This is a genomic window from Lysinibacillus sp. S1 (assembly GCF_044986265.1).
Lineage (GTDB): Bacteria > Bacillota > Bacilli > Bacillales_A > Planococcaceae > Lysinibacillus > Lysinibacillus capsici.
On the sequence record NZ_CP173154.1, the window covers coordinates 3,198,959 to 3,217,543 of the forward strand.

Genomic DNA, 18,585 nt, shown 5'->3' on the forward strand with positions numbered 1-18,585 from the left:
TAGTCTAAGACATTTTATGTTCCCTTGTTAGATATGTCCAACATTGAAATTGTGAGTTACTATTTGTAATTAAATATATAAAAGTTAATAGATTATTTTACGTAAATAAGTTACTTCAAATTTACATTTAGTGCATTAATCGTTACAATAGTTACATAGAGGTGAAAAATTATGAATGAGACAACTTTGTGTCCTCGTTTAGCTAAAGCAATGGATTTAATCGGAAAACGATGGACAGGGTTAATATTATATCAATTACTAGATGGACCACAGCGCTTTAATGAAATCGAATCTGCACTACCTGTCAGTGGACGTTTATTATCAGAACGTTTAAAGGAGCTTGAAAAAGAGGGGCTTGTTGAACGTAAAGTATATTCAGAAGTACCGGTACGCGTTGAGTATTCATTAACAGATAAAGGTCAGGCACTTGAAGGTGCTATCCGCAATATCGAAACATGGGCAAGTAGTTGGCTCTAGGGTGAATGGATTATTTTACTAGATAATACAATGAAATAGTGTCCTAAAAACGACACTTGGAATGACTGTCAATTTTCTTTATAATATTCATCATCTCTGCACAGGTCTTACCTGTCTTTTAATATGAGATAAAAATACCCTTCATTTTACTTGTCAAATTGGGGTTGTAAATCCATACTGGTGTAGAGTAAGAAGGACGTTAGAAAGGAATTAGCTCTCATGACAAAAGAACAATGGGCGATGGATTTAGCAAAAAGTATTAATCCTGCCAATATTAAGTTAAATGAATCATTACAGCAATACACAATGACAAAATTAGGTGGCAAAGCAGATGTTTTTGTTCTTCCTGAAACAGAAGAAGAGGCGGCATCCGTTATTCGCTATGCATATATAAATAATATTCCTTTATTAATGTTAGGTAACGGATCTAATATGGTTGTTCGAGATGGCGGTCATAGAGGAATCGTTGTAACATTTTCACGCTTAGATGAGATTCGTATTACTGGTGAGCATGTGTATGCTCAAAGTGGTGCACTGATCAAAGATGTATCAAAGCTATCAGCGCAAGCATCCTTAACAGGTTTTGAATTTGCATGTGGTATTCCTGGATCAATTGGCGGAGCAATGGCTATGAACGCAGGTGCCTATGGCGGTGAGATTAAAGATATTATTGTTTCATCGAAGGTGTTAACAAAAGAAGGGGACATTTTAATACTAGGTAAAGAAGACCTTGAGCTAGGATACCGACAAAGCATTATTGCCAAAAAGGGTTATTATGTGCTGTCCTCTGAATTTCAATTAGCAGTTGGCGTACAGGAGGAAATTGATGCGAAGATAGCTGATTTAACCTTCCAACGTGAATCAAAACAGCCTTTAGAATATCCATCTGCTGGAAGTGTATTTAAACGCCCACCTGGTCATTTTGCTGGAAAACTTATTCAAGATAGTGGCCTACAAGGTAAAGGTGTTGGTGATGCTGAAGTCTCTACCAAGCATGCAGGATTTATTGTCAACAAAGGAAATGCTACTGCTTCAGACTATATTAAGACAATCCAAATGGTTCAACGTGTAGTGAAAGAAAAATTTGGCGTTGAATTAGAGACGGAAGTCAAAATTGTTGGTGACGATCTATAATAGGATGCCCTTCGCATAAGCCGAAGGGCGTTTTTTTAGGAGTGTGGATAAAATGAAATTTATATCATGGAATGTTAATGGGATACGAGCATGTCTAGGTAAAGGCTTTTTAGAGTTCTTTCATCAAATAGATGCAGATTTCTTTTGTATCCAAGAAACAAAATGTCAGGCTGGACAAGTTGAGCTCTCTATCGAAGGTTATGAGCAGTATTGGAATTACGCGCAGAAAAAAGGGTATTCTGGAACAGCAATTTTCACGAAACACACGCCATTGTCTGTTAAGTATGGGGTGGGCGCCGAAGATTCTCAGGATGAAGGCAGAATTATAACATTAGAATATAAGAATTTCTATTTAGTAAATGTTTATACTCCAAATGCACAGCGTGATTTAGCGAGGTTACCATTACGTTTACAATGGGAGGATCGTTTAGCTAGCTATTTACAAGAACTAAATAGTCAGAAGCCAGTGGTTTATTGTGGTGATCTAAATGTTGCACACACGGAAATTGATTTAAAAAATGCAAAATCTAATATTGGAAATTCGGGCTTTACATATGAAGAGAGAGCAAAATTTTCAGCGTTATTGGAAAGCGGTTTTGTAGATTCTTTTAGATACAAGCATCCCGAGGAAACTGACCACTACACATGGTGGTCCTATATGAATAAAGTGCGTGAACGTAATATTGGTTGGCGTATCGATTATTTTGTTGTATCCAATCAATTGAAGGAACAAATTGAAAGCGCAACAATTCACCCACACATTATGGGCAGTGATCATTGTCCAATTGAATTGCAATTACAATGCTAGTACTTAAATCGTATKTTCTAAATGGAAATACGATTTTTTGTATTTGTAACTTAATAAGGTGACTTTTAAAAATGTGAGATTTGGCAATGCCAGGGGGTACCTTCAAAGTGAGGAGTAGACGCTCCAATCATGTGGGAATCCGCTTCCACCATATAAGTCCGCTCCACGAGAGAAGATAAAAGAAAATATACTCTATAGAATCATTATACCTCTATGAACATACGAATTTTTAACATTACTCAGTAGCCTTCATAATTCCTATTGATTATACTATTCTAATAGCGGATAAATATAAAATTTTGTATTTAGAGACAATTTTATATACATAAAATAAGAAATTTCGCTAAAAAATTTTGCGTTTCAAAGCGGGTTTGGGAAGGTAGTACGGGAATATAGTGCAAAAAGGGGGTTATTCAGTGGGGAAGAGAAAGTTTAATTGGAAAAAGTGGCTCATTGTCATAGCTGGGATAATAGCTGCTTTGGCTCTTGTGGCTTTTATTGGATTTACATGGTTTATGAATAAATCTAAGCCGGTGATTGATGGTGAATTAGCTGTTACTATTCTGGATCAGGATGTGACAGTTACGAGAGATGAAAAAGGGGTTCCGCATATTTTTGCCAAAACAGATGCGGATTTGTATCGTGCGCAAGGTTATGTCCAAGCACAGGATAGACTATTTCAAATGGACTTAGCACGAAGGCAGGCAAGTGGTCGACTATCTGAAATTATTGGAGAAGCAACGATTAATACTGACAAACATTTCCGTACATTTAGCTTACGAGATGCTGCAGAGAAATCATTAGCTGCCTATGATGACGAAAGCAAACAAGTACTTGAATGGTATGCCGAAGGAGTAAATGCTTTTATTGCACAGGCAAAGGAAAGCAATACACTAAGCTATGAATTCGCTTTGTTAGGCTATGAACCTGAGGAGTGGACAGTTGTTGATTCCTTAACCATTGGAAAATATATGGCCTATGATCTGGGTGGAAATTGGAATACGTTAGCTTTTCGTCATTGGGCACTACTGAATTTTGATGAAGAAAAGGCAAAAGAATTATTTATTAAATATCCAGAAAATGCTTCGGCGATTATCGAGGCCAATATCCAAAATCCTGTAGCAGTAGCTGGGCAATTCAGTGCGGAAATGCTACCAAACGAATTTAACGGAAGTAATAACTGGGTAGTTTCAGGTGATAAAACGAAATCAGGAACGCCTATTTTAGCAGATGACCCACATTTAGGGTTAAGCACCCCTTCTATTTGGTATCAAATGCATCTGCAATCACCACAGCAAAACGTTAGTGGCGTTATCTTTGCAGGGATTCCAGGTATTATTTTAGGCCATAATGATGAAATTGCTTGGGGGGTAACCAATGTGGGTCCAGATGTACAGGATTTATATATTGAAATACCAAATCCAGATAATCCAACACAATTTCGATACGATGGAAAGTGGGAACAAGCAGAGGTGCGCGACGAATCAATTAAGGTAAAAGATGGAGAAACGGTAGATTTTGAAGTCGTTGTTACACGTCACGGCCCTATAATGACAGATTTAGCTTTTAAAGATACAGAGCCAACCGCACAATTTTCGATGCAGTGGACAGCACTACAACCGACAGCTGAACTAAGAGCAGTGCTTGGTTTTAATAAGGCAAAAACTTGGAGTGATTTCGAAAAAGCATTAGAAGACTTTAAAGCGCCAGCACAAAATTTTGTATTTGCATCAAAAGACGGTACGATTGCCTATAAAGCTAATGGTCAAATACCTATTCGTAAGCAAGGTGAGGGCCAATTACCAGTTCCAGGTGATTCGAGTGACTATGGCTGGGAGGGCTTTATCCCATGGGATGAATTACCAACTCTAGTAAATCCAAAAGAAGGTTTTATTGCAACGGCAAATAACCAAGTAATAGGAGAGGACTACCCTTATCACATAACTGATTTCTGGGCGCAACCTTATCGTTTCGAAAGAATTAAAGAAGTGTTAGAGGCAAATGATGCGATTACAGTAGAAGATATGATGGCTTTGCAAATGGATCAGCACAACCTCTATGCAAGAGAATTTCTGCCTGATTTATTAACATCTTTAAAAGAAAAAGATCAGGATGGGAAGTATGCCGAGATTATTGCCATGCTAGAGAAGTGGGATATGGTAGACGCAAAGGAATCAGGTGCACCACTTGTGTTCCATACATTAATGATTAAGCTACAGGAAGTTTTGTTTAAAGATCAAATGCCTGAAGATATGTATGGCATCATGTATGGGAAGTTTAATATTACAGACCAGCTCTTACGTACAGCCTATTCAGGAGAGAAAAGCATTTGGATTGAGGAGCAGGGTGGCATTGATGAAACCATATACAAGGCATTTGAGCTAACAATTGCACAATTAGAAGATCAATTCGGAAAAAATTCCTCGAAATGGAAATGGGGTGATTACCATCAGCTTACTTTTGACCATACACTAGGAAGTGCATCGCCTATTCTTGCAGCCTATTTTAATGCTAAAAAGGTTCCTATTGGTGGATCAAAAGTTACCGTACAAGCAGCAGATAATGATTTAGCTGGTAATGTAGATCACGGTGCATCTTGGCGTTTTGTGGTGGATGTAGGTGATTTAAGCTCAGCCTATCATATTGTTGGTCCTGGTCAAAGTGGTCATGTAAAATCTGATTGGTATCAAGATCAGGTGCTGGATTGGGCAAATGGTGATTACCATCAAACATTTATTAAACAGGAAGAGATAAAAGGGAAAACATTACAATTAATAGCGAAGTAATAAAAGAGTTAGCGTACAGAAAGTGCGCTAACTTTTTTTATTGAAGGATATACATCCTAACATTCAAATATTCGTTTGAATATGATGGAATAATATGTTACATTGAAAACAATCAAACGAATATTTGAATGAGGTGAGAAAAATGCCGAAAGAAATATGTGAGGTGACGCATGTACATGAAGAAGCAGTCACAAAGGTGAAACAACAAATGCCTGATTTATCAGGTGTAGCCAAATTTTTAAAAGCGTTATCTGATGAAACTAGACTTAAAATTGCCTATGCTTTAACGGTGGAAGATGAACTATGTGTTTGTGATGTTGCAACTATTATTGGTTCTTCAGTTGCTACAGCATCCCATCATTTACGATATTTGAAAGATAATAATTTAGCGAGATCACACCGCAAAGGTAAGCAAATGTATTACTCTTTAGCGGATGAGCATGTATATCAAATTGTAACAATTGCCTACGAACATGCGAAAGAGGGGATTGCGAATGGCAACGACGCCAATTAAACAAGAATACAGATTGCAAAATTTATCTTGCGCTAGTTGTGCTGCAAAGTTTGAGAAAAACGTAAAGGCTATACCAGAAGTACAGGATGCACAAGTGAATTTTGGTGCTTCTAAAATTACAGTAATCGGTGCTATTAGTGTAGACCAAATTGAAGAAGCAGGTGCCTTTGATGGCATTAAGGTTACACAATCGGCAGCAAAAGCACTTGAAAATACTACACCTTTTTATCGTAAAAAGGAAAACGTTTTAGCAGGAATTTCATTGCTTTTTGTCATTCTAGGTTATCTATTTGCGGGTATGAATGGGGAATCGAGCCCGCTACCGATTTCCATGTTCATTATAGCTATCCTTGTGGGTGGAGTGGGTATTTTTAAAATAGGCTTCCGTAATTTAGTTCGCTTTGAATTTGAGATGAAGACGCTTATGACAATCGCCATCATTGGAGCTGCTATTATCGGTGAATGGGAAGAAGCGGCAGTGGTCGTATTTTTATTTGCTGTGAGTGAGGCACTTGAAGCGTATTCAATGGATAAGGCACGTCAATCTATTCGTCAATTAATGGATATCGCTCCACCAACAGCGATTATCAAAAGAGCCCACGGTGAACACTACCATGAGGTTGAGTTACCTACTGAGGATATAGAAATAGGAGATATTTTGATTGTAAAGCCTGGGCAAAAGATTGCGATGGATGGCATAGTCAATAGTGGGTTGTCTGCAGTCAATCAGGCAGCTATTACAGGTGAGTCGATTCCCGTAAATAAAACAGTAAATGATGAAGTATTTGCTGGGACTTTAAATGAAGAGGGTGCTCTTGAAGTACGTGTGACTAAGCGTGTAGAAGATACTACTATCGCTAAAATAATTCATCTAGTGGAAGAAGCACAAGCAGAAAAGGCACCTTCTCAGCAATTTGTAGATCGCTTTGCAAAGTATTATACACCAGCGATTATGGTTATTGCTTTTTTAGTAGCTGTAATTCCACCTTTAATAGTAGGTGATTGGCAGCATTGGATTTACCAAGGGCTAGCTGTTTTAGTGGTAGGATGTCCTTGCGCACTGGTCGTCTCTACGCCCGTCGCCATTGTTACAGCCATTGGTAATGCAGCAAGGCAAGGTGTACTGATCAAAGGTGGTGTTCATTTAGAGCAGCTAGGACATATTGAAGCTGTTGCCTTTGACAAAACAGGAACATTAACGAAGGGGCAGCCAGCAGTAACAGATATCGTAACGACTGAAAACTGGTCAGAGGACTATGTGTTACAACTAGTGGCAGCGGTAGAAAAACAGTCACAGCACCCTTTAGCTAAAGCAATTTTAAGTAGATTACACGATAAAAAATTATCTGAGCTAATACCAACAAATTTCCAATCAGTAACAGGAAAAGGTGCCTATGCTACCGTTGATAATCAGATTATTTATGTAGGTAGCATGAAATGGGCTACTTCATTAACTTCTGTAGATCAAAATATAGAAAGTCAGGTTAAGAATCTGCAAGAACAGGGTAAAACAGTAGTAGCAGCTGTTTCGAATAATCAACTTATTGGACTGGTTGCAATTGCTGATCAATTACGTCATGAAAGCAAGGATGTATTGAACAAATTAAATGCCTTAAAAGTAAAGCATATGGTGATGTTAACAGGCGATGCAGAGCCTACTGCGCAAGCCATTGCTACTTCATTAAAGATGACAGATGTGCGCGCTGGCTTGTTACCAGAAGAAAAATTAAAGGCGATTAAGGATTTACGTAAACAATTTGGTGCTGTAGCAATGGTTGGAGATGGTGTAAACGATGCACCAGCATTGGCCACTGCAAATGTAGGAATTGCCATGGGTGGAGCAGGAACGGATGCAGCTCTTGAGACAGCAGATATTGCCTTAATGGGTGATGATTTAACAAAGCTTCCTTACACTATTGGATTGAGCAGAAAAACATTACGTATCATTAAAGAGAATATTATATTTGCCCTAGTTTTAAAATTAATTGCATTGCTACTTGTCATACCTGGTTGGTTAACATTATGGATAGCAATTTTTGCCGATATGGGTGCGACACTATTAGTTGTGTTTAATTCATTAAGACTAATTAGAGCAAAAAAGTAGTAAGTAAGGTGTAGAACAATCTGAAAAGGTAGGAAATTAATCTTGCTTTGACACAAGGGATTTTATGCGAATAGATGCTACTTGTGATTCTTGAAAAAGACTTTTTTTAAGGCTATTATAGTTTCAGGAGTAATGTAACAATTAAATATAAATGAGGCGAAAGTTTGAATATGTCAGATCCTATTTTAGTAAATGTTACAGAAGAAATTGTGCGTGGTTTAGTAAGCTTTTTACTACGAGGACCAGAATATCAAACATTTTGTAAATGCGAAATCTGTGAATTAGACACGGTGGCACTTACACTAAATGCATTGCCAAGTAAGTATGTTACATCTATGGAAGCTAGAGATGAGGCATTTAAAGAAATGAATACTCCTGGAAACATTGAGCGTATTAATAAAGAGATTATTCATGCGTTACATGTGGTAAATAAGTATCCTCGACACAAAATAGAGCCTACTTCTTAATAGAAGAGGCTCTATTTAAGTTGTATAGGAAGTGTTTTTCTAGGCTATGTATTTTCAGTTAACTTTTAAGCCAAGCTTGTAGTAAACTAGAGAGTAAGAAAAGGAAAGAGAGGGAAAAAGATATGCCAACACCTAGTATGGAGGACCATATCGAACAAATATACTTATTAATTGCCAACAAGGGATATGCGAGAGTGTCTGACATTGCTGAAGCATTATCTGTTCTTCCTTCTTCTGTTACAAAAATGGTTCAAAAATTAGATAAAGATGGTTATTTAGTTTATGAAAAGTACCGTGGACTGACATTGACGCCTAAAGGGGATAAGCTCGGAAAGCGTCTTGTGCAGCGTCATGAATTGCTCGAGCAGTTTTTACGAATGATTGGTGTGGATGAAGAACGTATTTATGATGATGTAGAGGGAATTGAACATCATTTAAGTTGGAATTCAATCGATCGTATTGCAGATCTTGTGCAAGTAATGGAAGAAAATCCAGACATCGTGAAAAAATTAGAGGCATCTAAGACACAGCACAATCTTTAAAATGATGGTGTGAAGGAAAGGGAGACAATATGAACGCATTAAAATCAGGTGAAGTCGTTACATTAACGGTATTAGAACAACAAGCATCAAAATGGATTTTAACAAATGGAGTTGAAGAACTACCTTTAAATGCTTCAGAGGTAACAGAGCCACTAACAGTAGGTGACCGCCTTGAAGTATTTTTATTTGCAGACCGTCGTGGAGATTTGGCTGCAACAACGGCTATTCCAGCTTTTACACAAGGTGAATATGGCTGGGCACGTGTCTTGAAAGTAGTGGAACGTGAAGGTGCTTTTGTGGATATTGGTACATCTCGTGAAGTATTAGTAAGAGCAGAAGATTTACCTGCATTAAAAGAGGTATGGCCAGAACCAGGCGATCATTTATTTATGACACTACGTACAGATCGTAACGGTGATTTATTTGGTCGTTTAGCCACAGAGGAAAAAATTTCGGAGCTATATGAAGGTGCATTTGAAGATATGCACAATAAGAATATCCAAGCACGTCCATATCGTTTGTTACCGATCGGGACATTTTTGCTAGGTGTAGAGGTTCCTTACCGTATTTTTGTGCATGAGTCTGAGCGAAATAATGAGCCTCGATTAGGACAAGATGTAGTTGTACGTATTATTGATGTAAAAGACGATGGTTCCATGAATGGCTCACTTTTACCAAGAAAACATGAGCGTCTTTCAAATGATGCGCAACAAATATTAAAGTATATACAGGATGTGGGCGGTAAAATGCCATTTGGTGATAAATCGTCTCCTGAAGAGATTCTAGAAATGTTTAATATGAGTAAAGGGGCATTTAAACGTGCCTTAGGAACGTTAATGAAAGCTGGTAAAGTGAAACAACAAGACGGTTGGACTGAAGAAATTTAAAGGATGGTTTGTTTGACTAGCTAGCAAAACATTTACAACAGGAAAAGTGACGAGAGACATCCTTGAAACCTTCTCGTCTTTTTTTCGTACTAATTATTGTATAGTGGCATACATTATACTTGCTAATTATGAAGTTTTAGCGAAAGGGGTCACACGATTTGAAAAAAACATGGATTAAAATACTAACTGCTACTATGTTAGTATTTGGAGTGATGGCACCAGCAACAGGATTTGCATCTGACAATACGCCTCCAAAAGCAATTGATGAAAAACTAGGCGTACCGATCGTCGTGTATGGAGCAAATTTATCTGAGGCTGAAAAAGAGTCTGTAAAAAAATCATTAAAAGTAAGCGAAGAACCTGAAATTGAAGAAATTACTGTGTCTGGTGAGGATCTAGTAAAATACATTAAAGATAGTAATTCAAGCTCACGTATGTACTCTTCTGCAAAGATTACACGCAGAGAAGCAGGAGAGGGTCTAGTAATACAAATTGTCACACCATCAAATATAACGCAGGTAACTTCAGAGATGTACGCAAATGCGATGTTAACAGCAGGAATTCAGGATGCATCCGTACAAGTAGCTGCACCGAAAGCTGTTACAGGGCATTCAGCATTAGTAGGTATTTACAAGGCATATGAGGTCACTACAGGGGAAACACTGGATATTGATCGTACAGATGTAGCAAACGAAGAATTATCAGTAGCAACATCCATTGCAGAATCTGCAGGGGTAGACGATGCAAAGGTTGCGGAATTACTGACAGAAATTAAAAAGCAAATTGCAGAGCTAAAGCCAGCAACACGTGAAGATGTGGAGAAAATTGTAGAAGAGCAATTAAGTAAGCTTGAAATTAATTTAAGTGAAAAGGACCGTCAATTGCTAGTTGATCTAATGGATAAAATAAGCAAGTTGGACATTGATTTTAGTAAATGGTCTGATCAATTAAATGATATCAGTAATACAATCCAAGAAAAATTCGGCTCACTTATGGAAGATAAAGGTTTCTGGGAAAGCGTAAAAAGCTTTTTTGCTAATTTAAAAGATACTATTTCTTCATGGTTTAACTAAATTTATAGTTGATAGAAAGGAATCTGTTATACCTTCTCACTTTGCTAGAGAAGGTGTACAGATTTTTTTTGATGCAACAAGTGAAAGATTTTGAAGTGTGATGTTTTCGACATAGGAAAGCTAACCGAATATCTGGACATAGCTTCGCTGATTTGATAAAAGAAGCGTACACAAATTTTGTGAAAATATAAAAAGCTATGGTACTATGAATAAAAGGAGTGGTGAGAAATGGAATTCCAATTACAACAATTAGCAGAAAATAAGTTTGCATTTTTGAATGAGCAAGCAGGGGAAAAACTAGCAGAAATTACTTGGCAGCAAAATGGCTCAGTAATGGTAATGGATCACACATATGTATCTGATAAGCTCCGTGGTCAAGGTGTGGCCAAACAATTACTCGATCAAGCAGCATCGTATGCACGCGAAAATGGTTATAAAATGAAGGCCGTTTGTTCCTATGTGGTGGCAGCATTTGAAAAGTCAGATGCATACAATGATGTAAAACAATAAAAAATAAGGCAATCTGCTTTTAATTAAGCGGATTGCCTTTTAATTGCTAGAGCAAATCATGTAAATAGCTCCTTATAATAGAATGACACTATAAATTAGTACTGTTAAGAAGCCAGCCCCGCCAATTAATGAAGCCATATCTATCCAATCGTATGCTAAATCGAAATCTTTCATTTTAACCACTCTCCTATTTTAGTATTAATTCATTAATTCCCTTTACTTGCCTTTTATAATCATAAATAGTTACAAAATTTTGACGAATGCTAAAAATAAGGGTACGATAACTGGGCTTTTATAGGAAATAGAGTGAGATTGTCTGCATTAAAAACTAGACGAACTACGATGGATTGACGGAGTTTTTACTAGATAAAAGGGCAAGTATTTATCCATACATTAATATATATGCTAGAGGGTATAAAAAAATAATGTTTATTCTTTTAAGAATAGGGAAAAACTATACTACAGAGCTAGTTTCTATATTTTTAGGAGGTTATAAACTATGGCAAAACGAAAAGGAACAGGTGTTGTCGTTGCAGGATTAGCAGGACTAGCAGCATCTTATTTCAGTAAAAAAGAGAATCGTGATAAAGCACTAACAATGTTTAATAGTATGAAAGCAAAATTAGAGTCGTATCTTACTACAGGTCCTGATATGCATGACAATATTGCAGAACGTGTAGCTACAGAGGTAGCAACAGAGGCTGGTACTTCACCAACTAAAATTGCCTCGAATGAAATGGTAGCTGAAGGTGGAGGACATACTGGTGTCCATTTCTATAATGAAGAAATTCAAGAAAAGGAAAAGTAAACAAAAAACCTTCTCATCTAAGCATGAGAAGGTCTTTTGTGTGGGATAAGAATTGCGCCTGCAAAGAGCAATAATACAAAGCCAGTAAATGCAAAGCCACTGACAGTACCAAGTGATAGCCAACCTAATAAAGAAGAGCCTATAACTACACCTAGAGAGAAAAACGCGTAGAAATAGCCGTAAGCTTTTCCTCGTACTTCAGCAGTTGTAGAGTCAATTAGCAGCGAATTTACTGAAGGGAATAGGAAACCGAATCCGATCCCATAGCAAGCCATTGCTGTATAGAGTAAAGAGCTAGAATTTGCTTGGCTAATTAATAGCTGGCTTATTCCCATTAAACCTATACCAAAAGACAATGTTTTGAGTGGATTAACCTTATCAAAAATACGATTAGTAGGTAATAGGAAAACAAGAACTGCAATAATACCAAATGTACTCATTAAAGTGCCGCTTAAACGAGAGTCGAAGCCTAAGGAATGTACTTTAAGAGGGAGTAGATACGCAATAACCCCTTGAGAGAACATTAAGAAAAAGGCTCCTAAAAAGGCTTTTAATGTTCCTGTGTTATTAAAAAAGACACTGATCGGAATGTAATTACTTGGTTTAGCCTTCTCTTTTTTTACTTGATTTGCTTTCAATATAAAGAACGCAAGGATACCTAGCAGAAGCATAAAGCTTGCTGTGATATTGAAAACAAATGGTACACTTGTCCGGCTAGCTAAAATGCCACTAAATGCAGGGCCTATAATGGCTGCAATACCAACAAAGGCGCCAGAAATAGCACTGCCTTTACCTCTTTTTTCCTGCTCTGTAGCGTTCGCTAGAAATGTAAAGGCAGCAGGAACAATGAAGCCTGCAACAAGGCCATGGATAAAACGTACAATTAATAGAGCAATGGGCTCTTCTACTAAATTATAAAATGTTAATGATAGACCTGTTGTGAGAAGACCTATTATGAGTATGATGAAAGGTCCTTTGCGATCCGTTAAGAAACCAGAAATGATATTACCGAATGTATTGGAAAGCGAATACATGCCCACTGCAAGACCAGTGAGGAATGCCGATGCACCTAAAGACTCAGCATAAGTACTCATAACAGGAAGCTGGGTAAAAAGGTCGAAAAACGAAAAGAAAATAATAGCATAGATAAATTTCTTCATGGTTCCTCCGATAAATAGAACATTATAGTCAATAAGATTAATATAGTCCTATTATAGCATCTTCCAATCGATAATACTTCTCACTTGTTTTTTGCTTTCACGTATAAAAAAACGTCTAATAAGTATTAACTTATTAGACGTAGAGAATTTAATAATTAAGCTTTTGCAACTTCTTTTTTCATTGTTTTGTTTTTAGCAAGATTTACATGCCAAGAAAGTGCTTCCTCTAACAGATGAGGAGTTTGGTGGTTGCCAGTTGCTTCAACTGCACGGTTATAGTAATCCCATAATTGTTCTTTGTAATCTGGGTGTGCACAGTTTTCAATAATTAAAGGTACACGTTCTTTTGGTGCAAGACCACGTAAGTCAGCAATACCTTGTTCTGTAACGATAACATCAACGTCATGCTCTGTATGGTCAACGTGAGATACCATTGGCACGATAGAAGAAATTGCTCCACCTTTTGCGTATGATTTTGTAACAAAAATACCAAGGCGTGCGTTACGTGCGAAGTCACCTGAACCACCGATACCGTTCATCATACGAGTACCAGAAACATGCGTCGAATTAACGTTACCATAGAKATCTAACTCAAGAGCTGTGTTGATTGAGATTAGACCCAAACGACGGATAAGCTCAGGGTGGTTAGAAATTTCTTGTGGACGTAAGCAAATTTTATCAGCATACTTTTCTAAATTACCATAAACTTTTTGCTGTAATTCTTCAGTAAGTGTGATTGAAGTTGCAGCAGCGAATTTAACTTTACCAGCATCGATTAAGTTAAATACAGCATCTTGAAGTACTTCAGATGCAACAATTAAATCTTCAAATTCTGAATCTGCAAAGCCATCAAGTACAGCGTTTGCTACAGAACCTACACCAGATTGCAATGGCATTAATTGATTTGTTAAACGACCCGCTTTAATTTCATCACGGAAGAAGTCTAATAAAATGTTTGCCATCGTTTGTGTTTCTTCATCTGGAGGTACGATTAATGAAGGAGCATCTGGCTCTTCAGAAATAACAATTGCTTTAATTTTAGCTGGATCTACTTTGATACCAATATCACCAAGGCGTTGCATAGCATCTGTCATTGGAATAGCTTCACGTTTACCTTGTTCTCCAGGTACATAAATATCATGGATACCGATTAAAGCTTCTGGATGAGAGATATTTAACTCGATAATAATATTTTCTGCATATTCTGCAAAGATAGGTGAGTTACCTACAGAGTTTGTTGGAATGATTAAACCATCTTCAGTAATAGCAACCGCTTCAAGAATTAAATACTTGATTGGTCCGATAATTCCTTGGCGCACTAGCTCAGCATTATGAGAAAGATGAGCATCTACATATAAGATATCCCCAGAATTAATTAAATTACGGATACCCGCATCACCCTGGAATGGTCCACGTTTACGAATGGCACCAGCTTCTGCTAAGTACTTATCTACTTCTGGTCCTAATGATGCACCTGTATATACATCAATTTTGAATTCTTCATTTTTTGCGCGCTCAACTAATGCCATTGGAACAACTTTTGCATCCCCAGCACGAGTAAAACCACTCATCCCAACTACATCACCATTAGAAATAAGTGCTGCTGCTTCTTCAGCAGTTACAATTTTACTCTCAAGTTCTTTTAAACCTAGCCGTTTTTGAACATTTGCATCCATAAAAAAATCCTCCCCTAAATAATTTTGATGGAAACCGATTACAAAACTAGAAAAAACATTTAAGAATTTTCTGTTTATTCAGTTGTAGTATGACTCCAACCATTTGAATAATACTATCACCAAATTGTCACAAAAACTTTAGAATTAGCATTAAATTGAGTAAAAAAAGGAAAATCGAGCATTAAGATGATTTTTCGACAGAGAAAACGTTTTATTGTAGAGCTGTATAAATATAGTTGTTTTCTATATTAAAAATAGTGCAAAAATAGTTAAATGTTGAGGTAAATGAGGCGGATTTGTGCGCAAAAAAGAACAGCGAGCAATTATAAAAATTGCTCGCTGTTCATACAAATTAGAAACCTAAAGAACGACGGAAATAGCTTGCATAGCGTTGGCTAACAGGAATACGTGTACCATCTTTCATAATTAATAAAAACGTTGAGTGTGAATCTGGTTGAATTTCATCGATGTAGTCAATGTTAACGATATAAGAGCGGTGACAACGAATAAATGAGTCAGGTGCTAAAAATAGCTCTAGATCACTTAAGTTTAAACGGTGATAACCTTCACGTGTCATTGTTTTAACAAATGTTTTACGGAGTTGTGTTTCTAAATAAATAACTTGATCATGTTTGATTGGGTACCAGCAATCATCAATTTTGATTGTAATGTAGTTAGTTAAGAATGCTGATGGTTTTTGCGGGAAGATAGCAGTAATAGCTCCTTTTGTTTCGCCTTCCTCCATTAAAGGAATACTCATGCCATAATAAGCGACACCGAAGACATCAGGTTCGATATAAGAGCTGATTTTTTGACCATAGCTTAATGCTTTGTGTGCGGCTGAACCTTCTTTGATAGGGTCACCAGGTTTAATTTTTAAATCAACTTTCTTGCTTGGTTGGTAATACAAATATTCATTTGTATCAGAGATAGCGATGGACGTATTTTCAGGGAAGAATTCCTTAATAATTTCCATGATCTCTTCTATTTGTTTTGGATCCACTTTAAACACCTCGTCTAAACTTTTAAAAATAGTATTATCATCTATTTTACTACATATTCATATAAATTATATAGAGAAGATTTAGGAATAAAATAGAAAAATGTCGAATGATCCATTAGAATGATGTAAGTTGTTTTGTATAATTTGTAAATAAATTTATAAAATGACTAATTTATTTTGATATGTATATGGTAAAATTTAATTGTTAGGAATAAGTTTACGAGGTTTCTACTATGCATATGTGATAAATTAGAACTAGAGTAGCAATTAAAATGTGGTTGAAAGGAAATCGCAGAATATGGTAAAATTCACTGTATAGTCTATTTTTTTTATATCTGGTGTTTTAGTAGGGTTATTTTTGATTTATTTGTTAATAAAATTTGTGAAATAGGACTCAGTTCTTATATTGAATAAGTAAATACTATTTTCTTATTTTTAATTCGTCGGGATTGATGTCAAATATTGTCATGCAATTCGTGCACTCTGAGGAAAGATGGGGAAGATTATGCAACTACATCAACATTCTATGTCAGAAACGATATCCAAAAGATACTTCCAAGAAATCGATAATATTAATCAATATATCGGTGTCGAAGAATTTTTTAATATTGAGTCGAAATTAATTTTTGAAATTTACCATTTAGAATCTGCAAAAGCGAAAAAATCTTTGCATGAGTTAATTGATATTCTCTCAATTCGTTTTGGCAAACAGGTCATTAAAATCGTTCGAAGTTATTTTTCTGTTTTGTCATCAATTGTTGCTCGTAAATTGCTGGACAATCAAGTACCTTCGAAAAAAGCATTTGCTTTCAATATTGCGTGTAACGATATGATAGAAAATCAAATGAAAGACGCAGAGTTTTTACAATTTGCTGATGATTTAATTGATTTCTTTGTTTACTTTATTGCAGATCGCAAACAACCGACTTTCCGACATCAAACTGTTAACAAAGTGATAATGTATATAAATGACGAGCTTGAAAATGATTTAACTGTTGAAAGTATAGCAAATAACTTTCATATAAGTACTAGTCACTTATCACGTATTTTTAGAGAACATGTGGGTATTACATTGGTTGAGTATTTAAATGTTAGACGTGTAGAAGAATCACAATACTACTTACGACATACAAACAAAAGTATTACTTCTATCTCAGATCAATTCCATTTCTGTAATCAAAGTTATTTTACTCGTATTTTCAAAAAATATACTGGAGTTACGCCAAAACATTTTAGAGACGAGCTTCATCATGAATTTTATCGTTTTGAAATGGCAGAAGCTGAATTACAAAATGTGTAGATTTTGAGCATAGAAAATGAGAAGGTGCGAACATATTAGCGTTGCTAAAGCTCGCATCTTTTTTGATGAATCATCTGAGGAACCAGCTTAAGGAATAAGTAGCACTTGCTATTTGATAAAGAGAGACCCTATAAGGTATACTTCACAGTAGTTGATAAATAATAGTAGGTGGAAAAATGAAAAATTTGAAGCTATTTTCAATGCTTGGTATTGCCGTTTTTGTTCTTAGTGGCTGTCAAGCTGTGCAAAACAAAGAAGGTTTTTTCTATAGTATCTTTGTAAAACCTATGGAATTTTTATTGGAGTTTTTCGGGAATGATATCTTTTCAGGGAGCTATGGTTTAGCAATCATTGCGATTACTGTTCTAATTCGTTTAGTATTAATGCCGATTATGCTAAAAAACTATCGTCAACAGCAATTAATGAAAACGAAGATGGATGCTTTTAAACCTGAAATGGAAGCCGTTCAGAAAAAAATGAAGGAAGCTAAGACAAAAGAAGAGCAAACGCAATATCAACAAGAAATGATGGCTCTATATCAAAAGCATGGCATTAATCCACTTAATATGGGTTGTTTACCGATGTTAATTCAAATGCCGATTATTATGGGTCTGTATTTCTCGATCTTGTATTCTGCCGATGTTAAATCCCATGAGTTTTTATGGTTTAGCTTAGGTTCACCTGATATCGTAATGACTATTGTTGCAGGGATTGTTTACCTAATCCAGGCTCGTGTATCTTTATGGACGGTACCTGAGCAACAAAAAGCGCAGATGAAAATGTTTATTTATATTTCACCAATTATGATTGTCTTTATCTCCATGTCTTCTATGGCAGCACTGCCTTTGTATTGGTCTGTCAGTGGTGCATTGTTGATTATTCAAACATATATTGGGCGTAAATATTATTCGGAACATCCTGAGAAAGCAAAAAAATAAATTGATTGATGTCGAGGCGCCTTTGCTGCCTCGATTTTTTTAGGAGGACAGCAAGATGAACAAAAAATGGCTATCATCTATTCTTGTCGCAATTTTTAGTATTGCAGCACTTGTATTTATTATTATGGGGAAATTTAATTTTGCCGTACTTGCAATGACGATCATGTTTGCCCTATCAAATGGGTTTAGAGCAAAAAGCTTTAAAGAGCAAGGTTATGTAAAAGAAGCAAAATGGATGCAGTATATGGCAGTTTTTTTCGCAATTGCATCTATAGTAGTATTTGTCATCGTTCTTACAGATTAATTGAATATTTACGTGGGAAATTTAAACCTGAAAATGTGAACAGTGCTAAAATAAGATTATAACTAGTAATACAATAAAATAGGTATTTTCAAGG

General features: G+C 36.2%; 18 protein-coding genes. 15 read left to right on the forward strand and 3 right to left on the reverse strand.

Annotation, left to right across the window (positions count from 1 at the left end; all coding sequences use genetic code 11):
• The first annotated feature begins 171 nt into the window (after positions 1-171).
• The 12 genes from ACHZEU_RS15920 to ACHZEU_RS15975 all read left to right on the forward strand — a co-directional run bounded on the left by ACHZEU_RS15920 (position 172) and on the right by ACHZEU_RS15975 (position 12,110).
• Complete coding sequence (locus ACHZEU_RS15920) at positions 172-477, forward strand: helix-turn-helix domain-containing protein (RefSeq protein WP_004231981.1); 306 nt, start codon at positions 172-174, stop codon at positions 475-477.
• 219 nt (positions 478-696) lie between these two features.
• Positions 697-1,611 (forward strand): UDP-N-acetylmuramate dehydrogenase, encoded by a 915-nt coding sequence (gene murB / locus ACHZEU_RS15925; RefSeq protein ID WP_048394238.1) that lies wholly within the window; start codon positions 697-699, stop codon positions 1,609-1,611.
• Positions 1,612-1,663: 52 nt separating this feature from the next.
• Positions 1,664-2,419, forward strand: a complete 756-nt coding sequence (locus tag ACHZEU_RS15930; protein WP_048394240.1) for an exodeoxyribonuclease III — start codon at positions 1,664-1,666, stop codon at positions 2,417-2,419.
• A gap of 416 nt (positions 2,420-2,835) precedes the next feature.
• Positions 2,836-5,205 (forward strand): penicillin acylase family protein, encoded by a 2,370-nt coding sequence (locus ACHZEU_RS15935; protein ID WP_404803559.1) that lies wholly within the window; start codon positions 2,836-2,838, stop codon positions 5,203-5,205.
• A gap of 142 nt (positions 5,206-5,347) precedes the next feature.
• The gene (locus ACHZEU_RS15940; RefSeq protein ID WP_054549600.1) at positions 5,348-5,719 is read left to right on the forward strand and encodes a metalloregulator ArsR/SmtB family transcription factor; all 372 of its coding nucleotides are present in this window, start codon (positions 5,348-5,350) and stop codon (positions 5,717-5,719) included.
• Positions 5,700-7,823 carry a heavy metal translocating P-type ATPase gene (locus tag ACHZEU_RS15945; protein WP_404803560.1) on the forward strand — a complete coding sequence of 708 codons (2,124 nt, stop codon included), beginning with the start codon at positions 5,700-5,702 and terminating at the stop codon, positions 7,821-7,823. Before ACHZEU_RS15940 ends, ACHZEU_RS15945 begins: the two co-directional genes overlap by 20 nt.
• A 170-nt stretch (positions 7,824-7,993) precedes the next feature.
• Positions 7,994-8,290: a late competence development ComFB family protein gene (locus tag ACHZEU_RS15950; protein ID WP_369700627.1), complete on the forward strand. Its 297-nt coding sequence runs from the start codon at positions 7,994-7,996 to the stop codon at positions 8,288-8,290.
• Between the two features lie 122 nt (positions 8,291-8,412).
• On the forward strand, positions 8,413-8,832 hold the full coding sequence (gene mntR / locus ACHZEU_RS15955; RefSeq protein ID WP_004231993.1) for a transcriptional regulator MntR: 420 nt from the start codon (positions 8,413-8,415) through the stop codon (positions 8,830-8,832).
• 29 nt (positions 8,833-8,861) lie between these two features.
• Positions 8,862-9,719, forward strand: coding sequence for a S1-like domain-containing RNA-binding protein (locus ACHZEU_RS15960; RefSeq protein ID WP_054549598.1), 858 nt, complete (start codon positions 8,862-8,864; stop codon positions 9,717-9,719).
• 158 nt (positions 9,720-9,877) lie between these two features.
• Positions 9,878-10,792, forward strand: coding sequence for a DUF1002 domain-containing protein (locus ACHZEU_RS15965; protein ID WP_048394252.1), 915 nt, complete (start codon positions 9,878-9,880; stop codon positions 10,790-10,792).
• A gap of 228 nt (positions 10,793-11,020) precedes the next feature.
• Positions 11,021-11,302 (forward strand): GNAT family N-acetyltransferase, encoded by a 282-nt coding sequence (locus ACHZEU_RS15970; RefSeq protein WP_009370656.1) that lies wholly within the window; start codon positions 11,021-11,023, stop codon positions 11,300-11,302.
• 499 nt (positions 11,303-11,801) lie between these two features.
• Entirely contained in the window at positions 11,802-12,110 is a 309-nt protein-coding gene (locus ACHZEU_RS15975) for a hypothetical protein (RefSeq protein WP_004232000.1), read from the forward strand.
• Between the two features lie 17 nt (positions 12,111-12,127).
• Here the strand turns inward: ACHZEU_RS15975 and ACHZEU_RS15980 are convergent, their stop codons facing one another.
• The 3 genes from ACHZEU_RS15980 to ACHZEU_RS15990 all read right to left on the reverse strand — a co-directional run bounded on the left by ACHZEU_RS15980 (position 12,128) and on the right by ACHZEU_RS15990 (position 15,949).
• On the reverse strand, positions 12,128-13,270 hold the full coding sequence (locus ACHZEU_RS15980) for an MFS transporter (protein ID WP_054549597.1): 1,143 nt from the start codon (positions 13,268-13,270) through the stop codon (positions 12,128-12,130).
• Between the two features lie 155 nt (positions 13,271-13,425).
• The gene (locus tag ACHZEU_RS15985) at positions 13,426-14,946 is read right to left on the reverse strand and encodes a succinate CoA transferase (RefSeq protein WP_404803561.1); all 1,521 of its coding nucleotides are present in this window, start codon (positions 14,944-14,946) and stop codon (positions 13,426-13,428) included.
• Positions 14,947-15,298: 352 nt separating this feature from the next.
• Entirely contained in the window at positions 15,299-15,949 is a 651-nt protein-coding gene (locus ACHZEU_RS15990; protein ID WP_004232004.1) for a LytTR family DNA-binding domain-containing protein, read from the reverse strand.
• 505 nt (positions 15,950-16,454) lie between these two features.
• On the opposite strand from ACHZEU_RS15990, the gene ACHZEU_RS15995 reads away from it, so the two are divergent.
• The 3 genes from ACHZEU_RS15995 to ACHZEU_RS16005 all read left to right on the forward strand — a co-directional run bounded on the left by ACHZEU_RS15995 (position 16,455) and on the right by ACHZEU_RS16005 (position 18,491).
• Positions 16,455-17,249 (forward strand): helix-turn-helix transcriptional regulator, encoded by a 795-nt coding sequence (locus tag ACHZEU_RS15995; RefSeq protein ID WP_048394255.1) that lies wholly within the window; start codon positions 16,455-16,457, stop codon positions 17,247-17,249.
• A gap of 176 nt (positions 17,250-17,425) precedes the next feature.
• The gene (gene yidC, locus ACHZEU_RS16000) at positions 17,426-18,187 is read left to right on the forward strand and encodes a membrane protein insertase YidC (RefSeq protein WP_004232011.1); all 762 of its coding nucleotides are present in this window, start codon (positions 17,426-17,428) and stop codon (positions 18,185-18,187) included.
• A gap of 55 nt (positions 18,188-18,242) precedes the next feature.
• Positions 18,243-18,491 carry a hypothetical protein gene (locus tag ACHZEU_RS16005; protein ID WP_048394257.1) on the forward strand — a complete coding sequence of 83 codons (249 nt, stop codon included), beginning with the start codon at positions 18,243-18,245 and terminating at the stop codon, positions 18,489-18,491.
• Positions 18,492-18,585: the final 94 nt, after the last annotated feature.

Bases quoted from the DNA above. Each gene is read 5' to 3' on its own strand.
- ACHZEU_RS15920 (WP_004231981.1), top strand. From the start codon at position 172: ATGAATGAGACAACTTTGTGTCCTCGTTTAGCTAAAGCAATGGATTTA.
- murB (WP_048394238.1), top strand. From the start codon at position 697: ATGACAAAAGAACAATGGGCGATGGATTTAGCAAAAAGTATTAATCCT.
- ACHZEU_RS15930 (WP_048394240.1), top strand. From the start codon at position 1,664: ATGAAATTTATATCATGGAATGTTAATGGGATACGAGCATGTCTAGGT.
- ACHZEU_RS15940 (WP_054549600.1), top strand. From the start codon at position 5,348: ATGCCGAAAGAAATATGTGAGGTGACGCATGTACATGAAGAAGCAGTC.
- ACHZEU_RS15945 (WP_404803560.1), top strand. From the start codon at position 5,700: ATGGCAACGACGCCAATTAAACAAGAATACAGATTGCAAAATTTATCT.
- ACHZEU_RS15950 (WP_369700627.1), top strand. From the start codon at position 7,994: ATGTCAGATCCTATTTTAGTAAATGTTACAGAAGAAATTGTGCGTGGT.
- mntR (WP_004231993.1), top strand. From the start codon at position 8,413: ATGCCAACACCTAGTATGGAGGACCATATCGAACAAATATACTTATTA.
- ACHZEU_RS15960 (WP_054549598.1), top strand. From the start codon at position 8,862: ATGAACGCATTAAAATCAGGTGAAGTCGTTACATTAACGGTATTAGAA.
- ACHZEU_RS15970 (WP_009370656.1), top strand. From the start codon at position 11,021: ATGGAATTCCAATTACAACAATTAGCAGAAAATAAGTTTGCATTTTTG.
- ACHZEU_RS15975 (WP_004232000.1), top strand. From the start codon at position 11,802: ATGGCAAAACGAAAAGGAACAGGTGTTGTCGTTGCAGGATTAGCAGGA.
- ACHZEU_RS15980 (WP_054549597.1), bottom strand. From the start codon at position 13,270: ATGAAGAAATTTATCTATGCTATTATTTTCTTTTCGTTTTTCGACCTT.
- ACHZEU_RS15995 (WP_048394255.1), top strand. From the start codon at position 16,455: ATGCAACTACATCAACATTCTATGTCAGAAACGATATCCAAAAGATAC.
- yidC (WP_004232011.1), top strand. From the start codon at position 17,426: ATGAAAAATTTGAAGCTATTTTCAATGCTTGGTATTGCCGTTTTTGTT.
- ACHZEU_RS16005 (WP_048394257.1), top strand. From the start codon at position 18,243: ATGAACAAAAAATGGCTATCATCTATTCTTGTCGCAATTTTTAGTATT.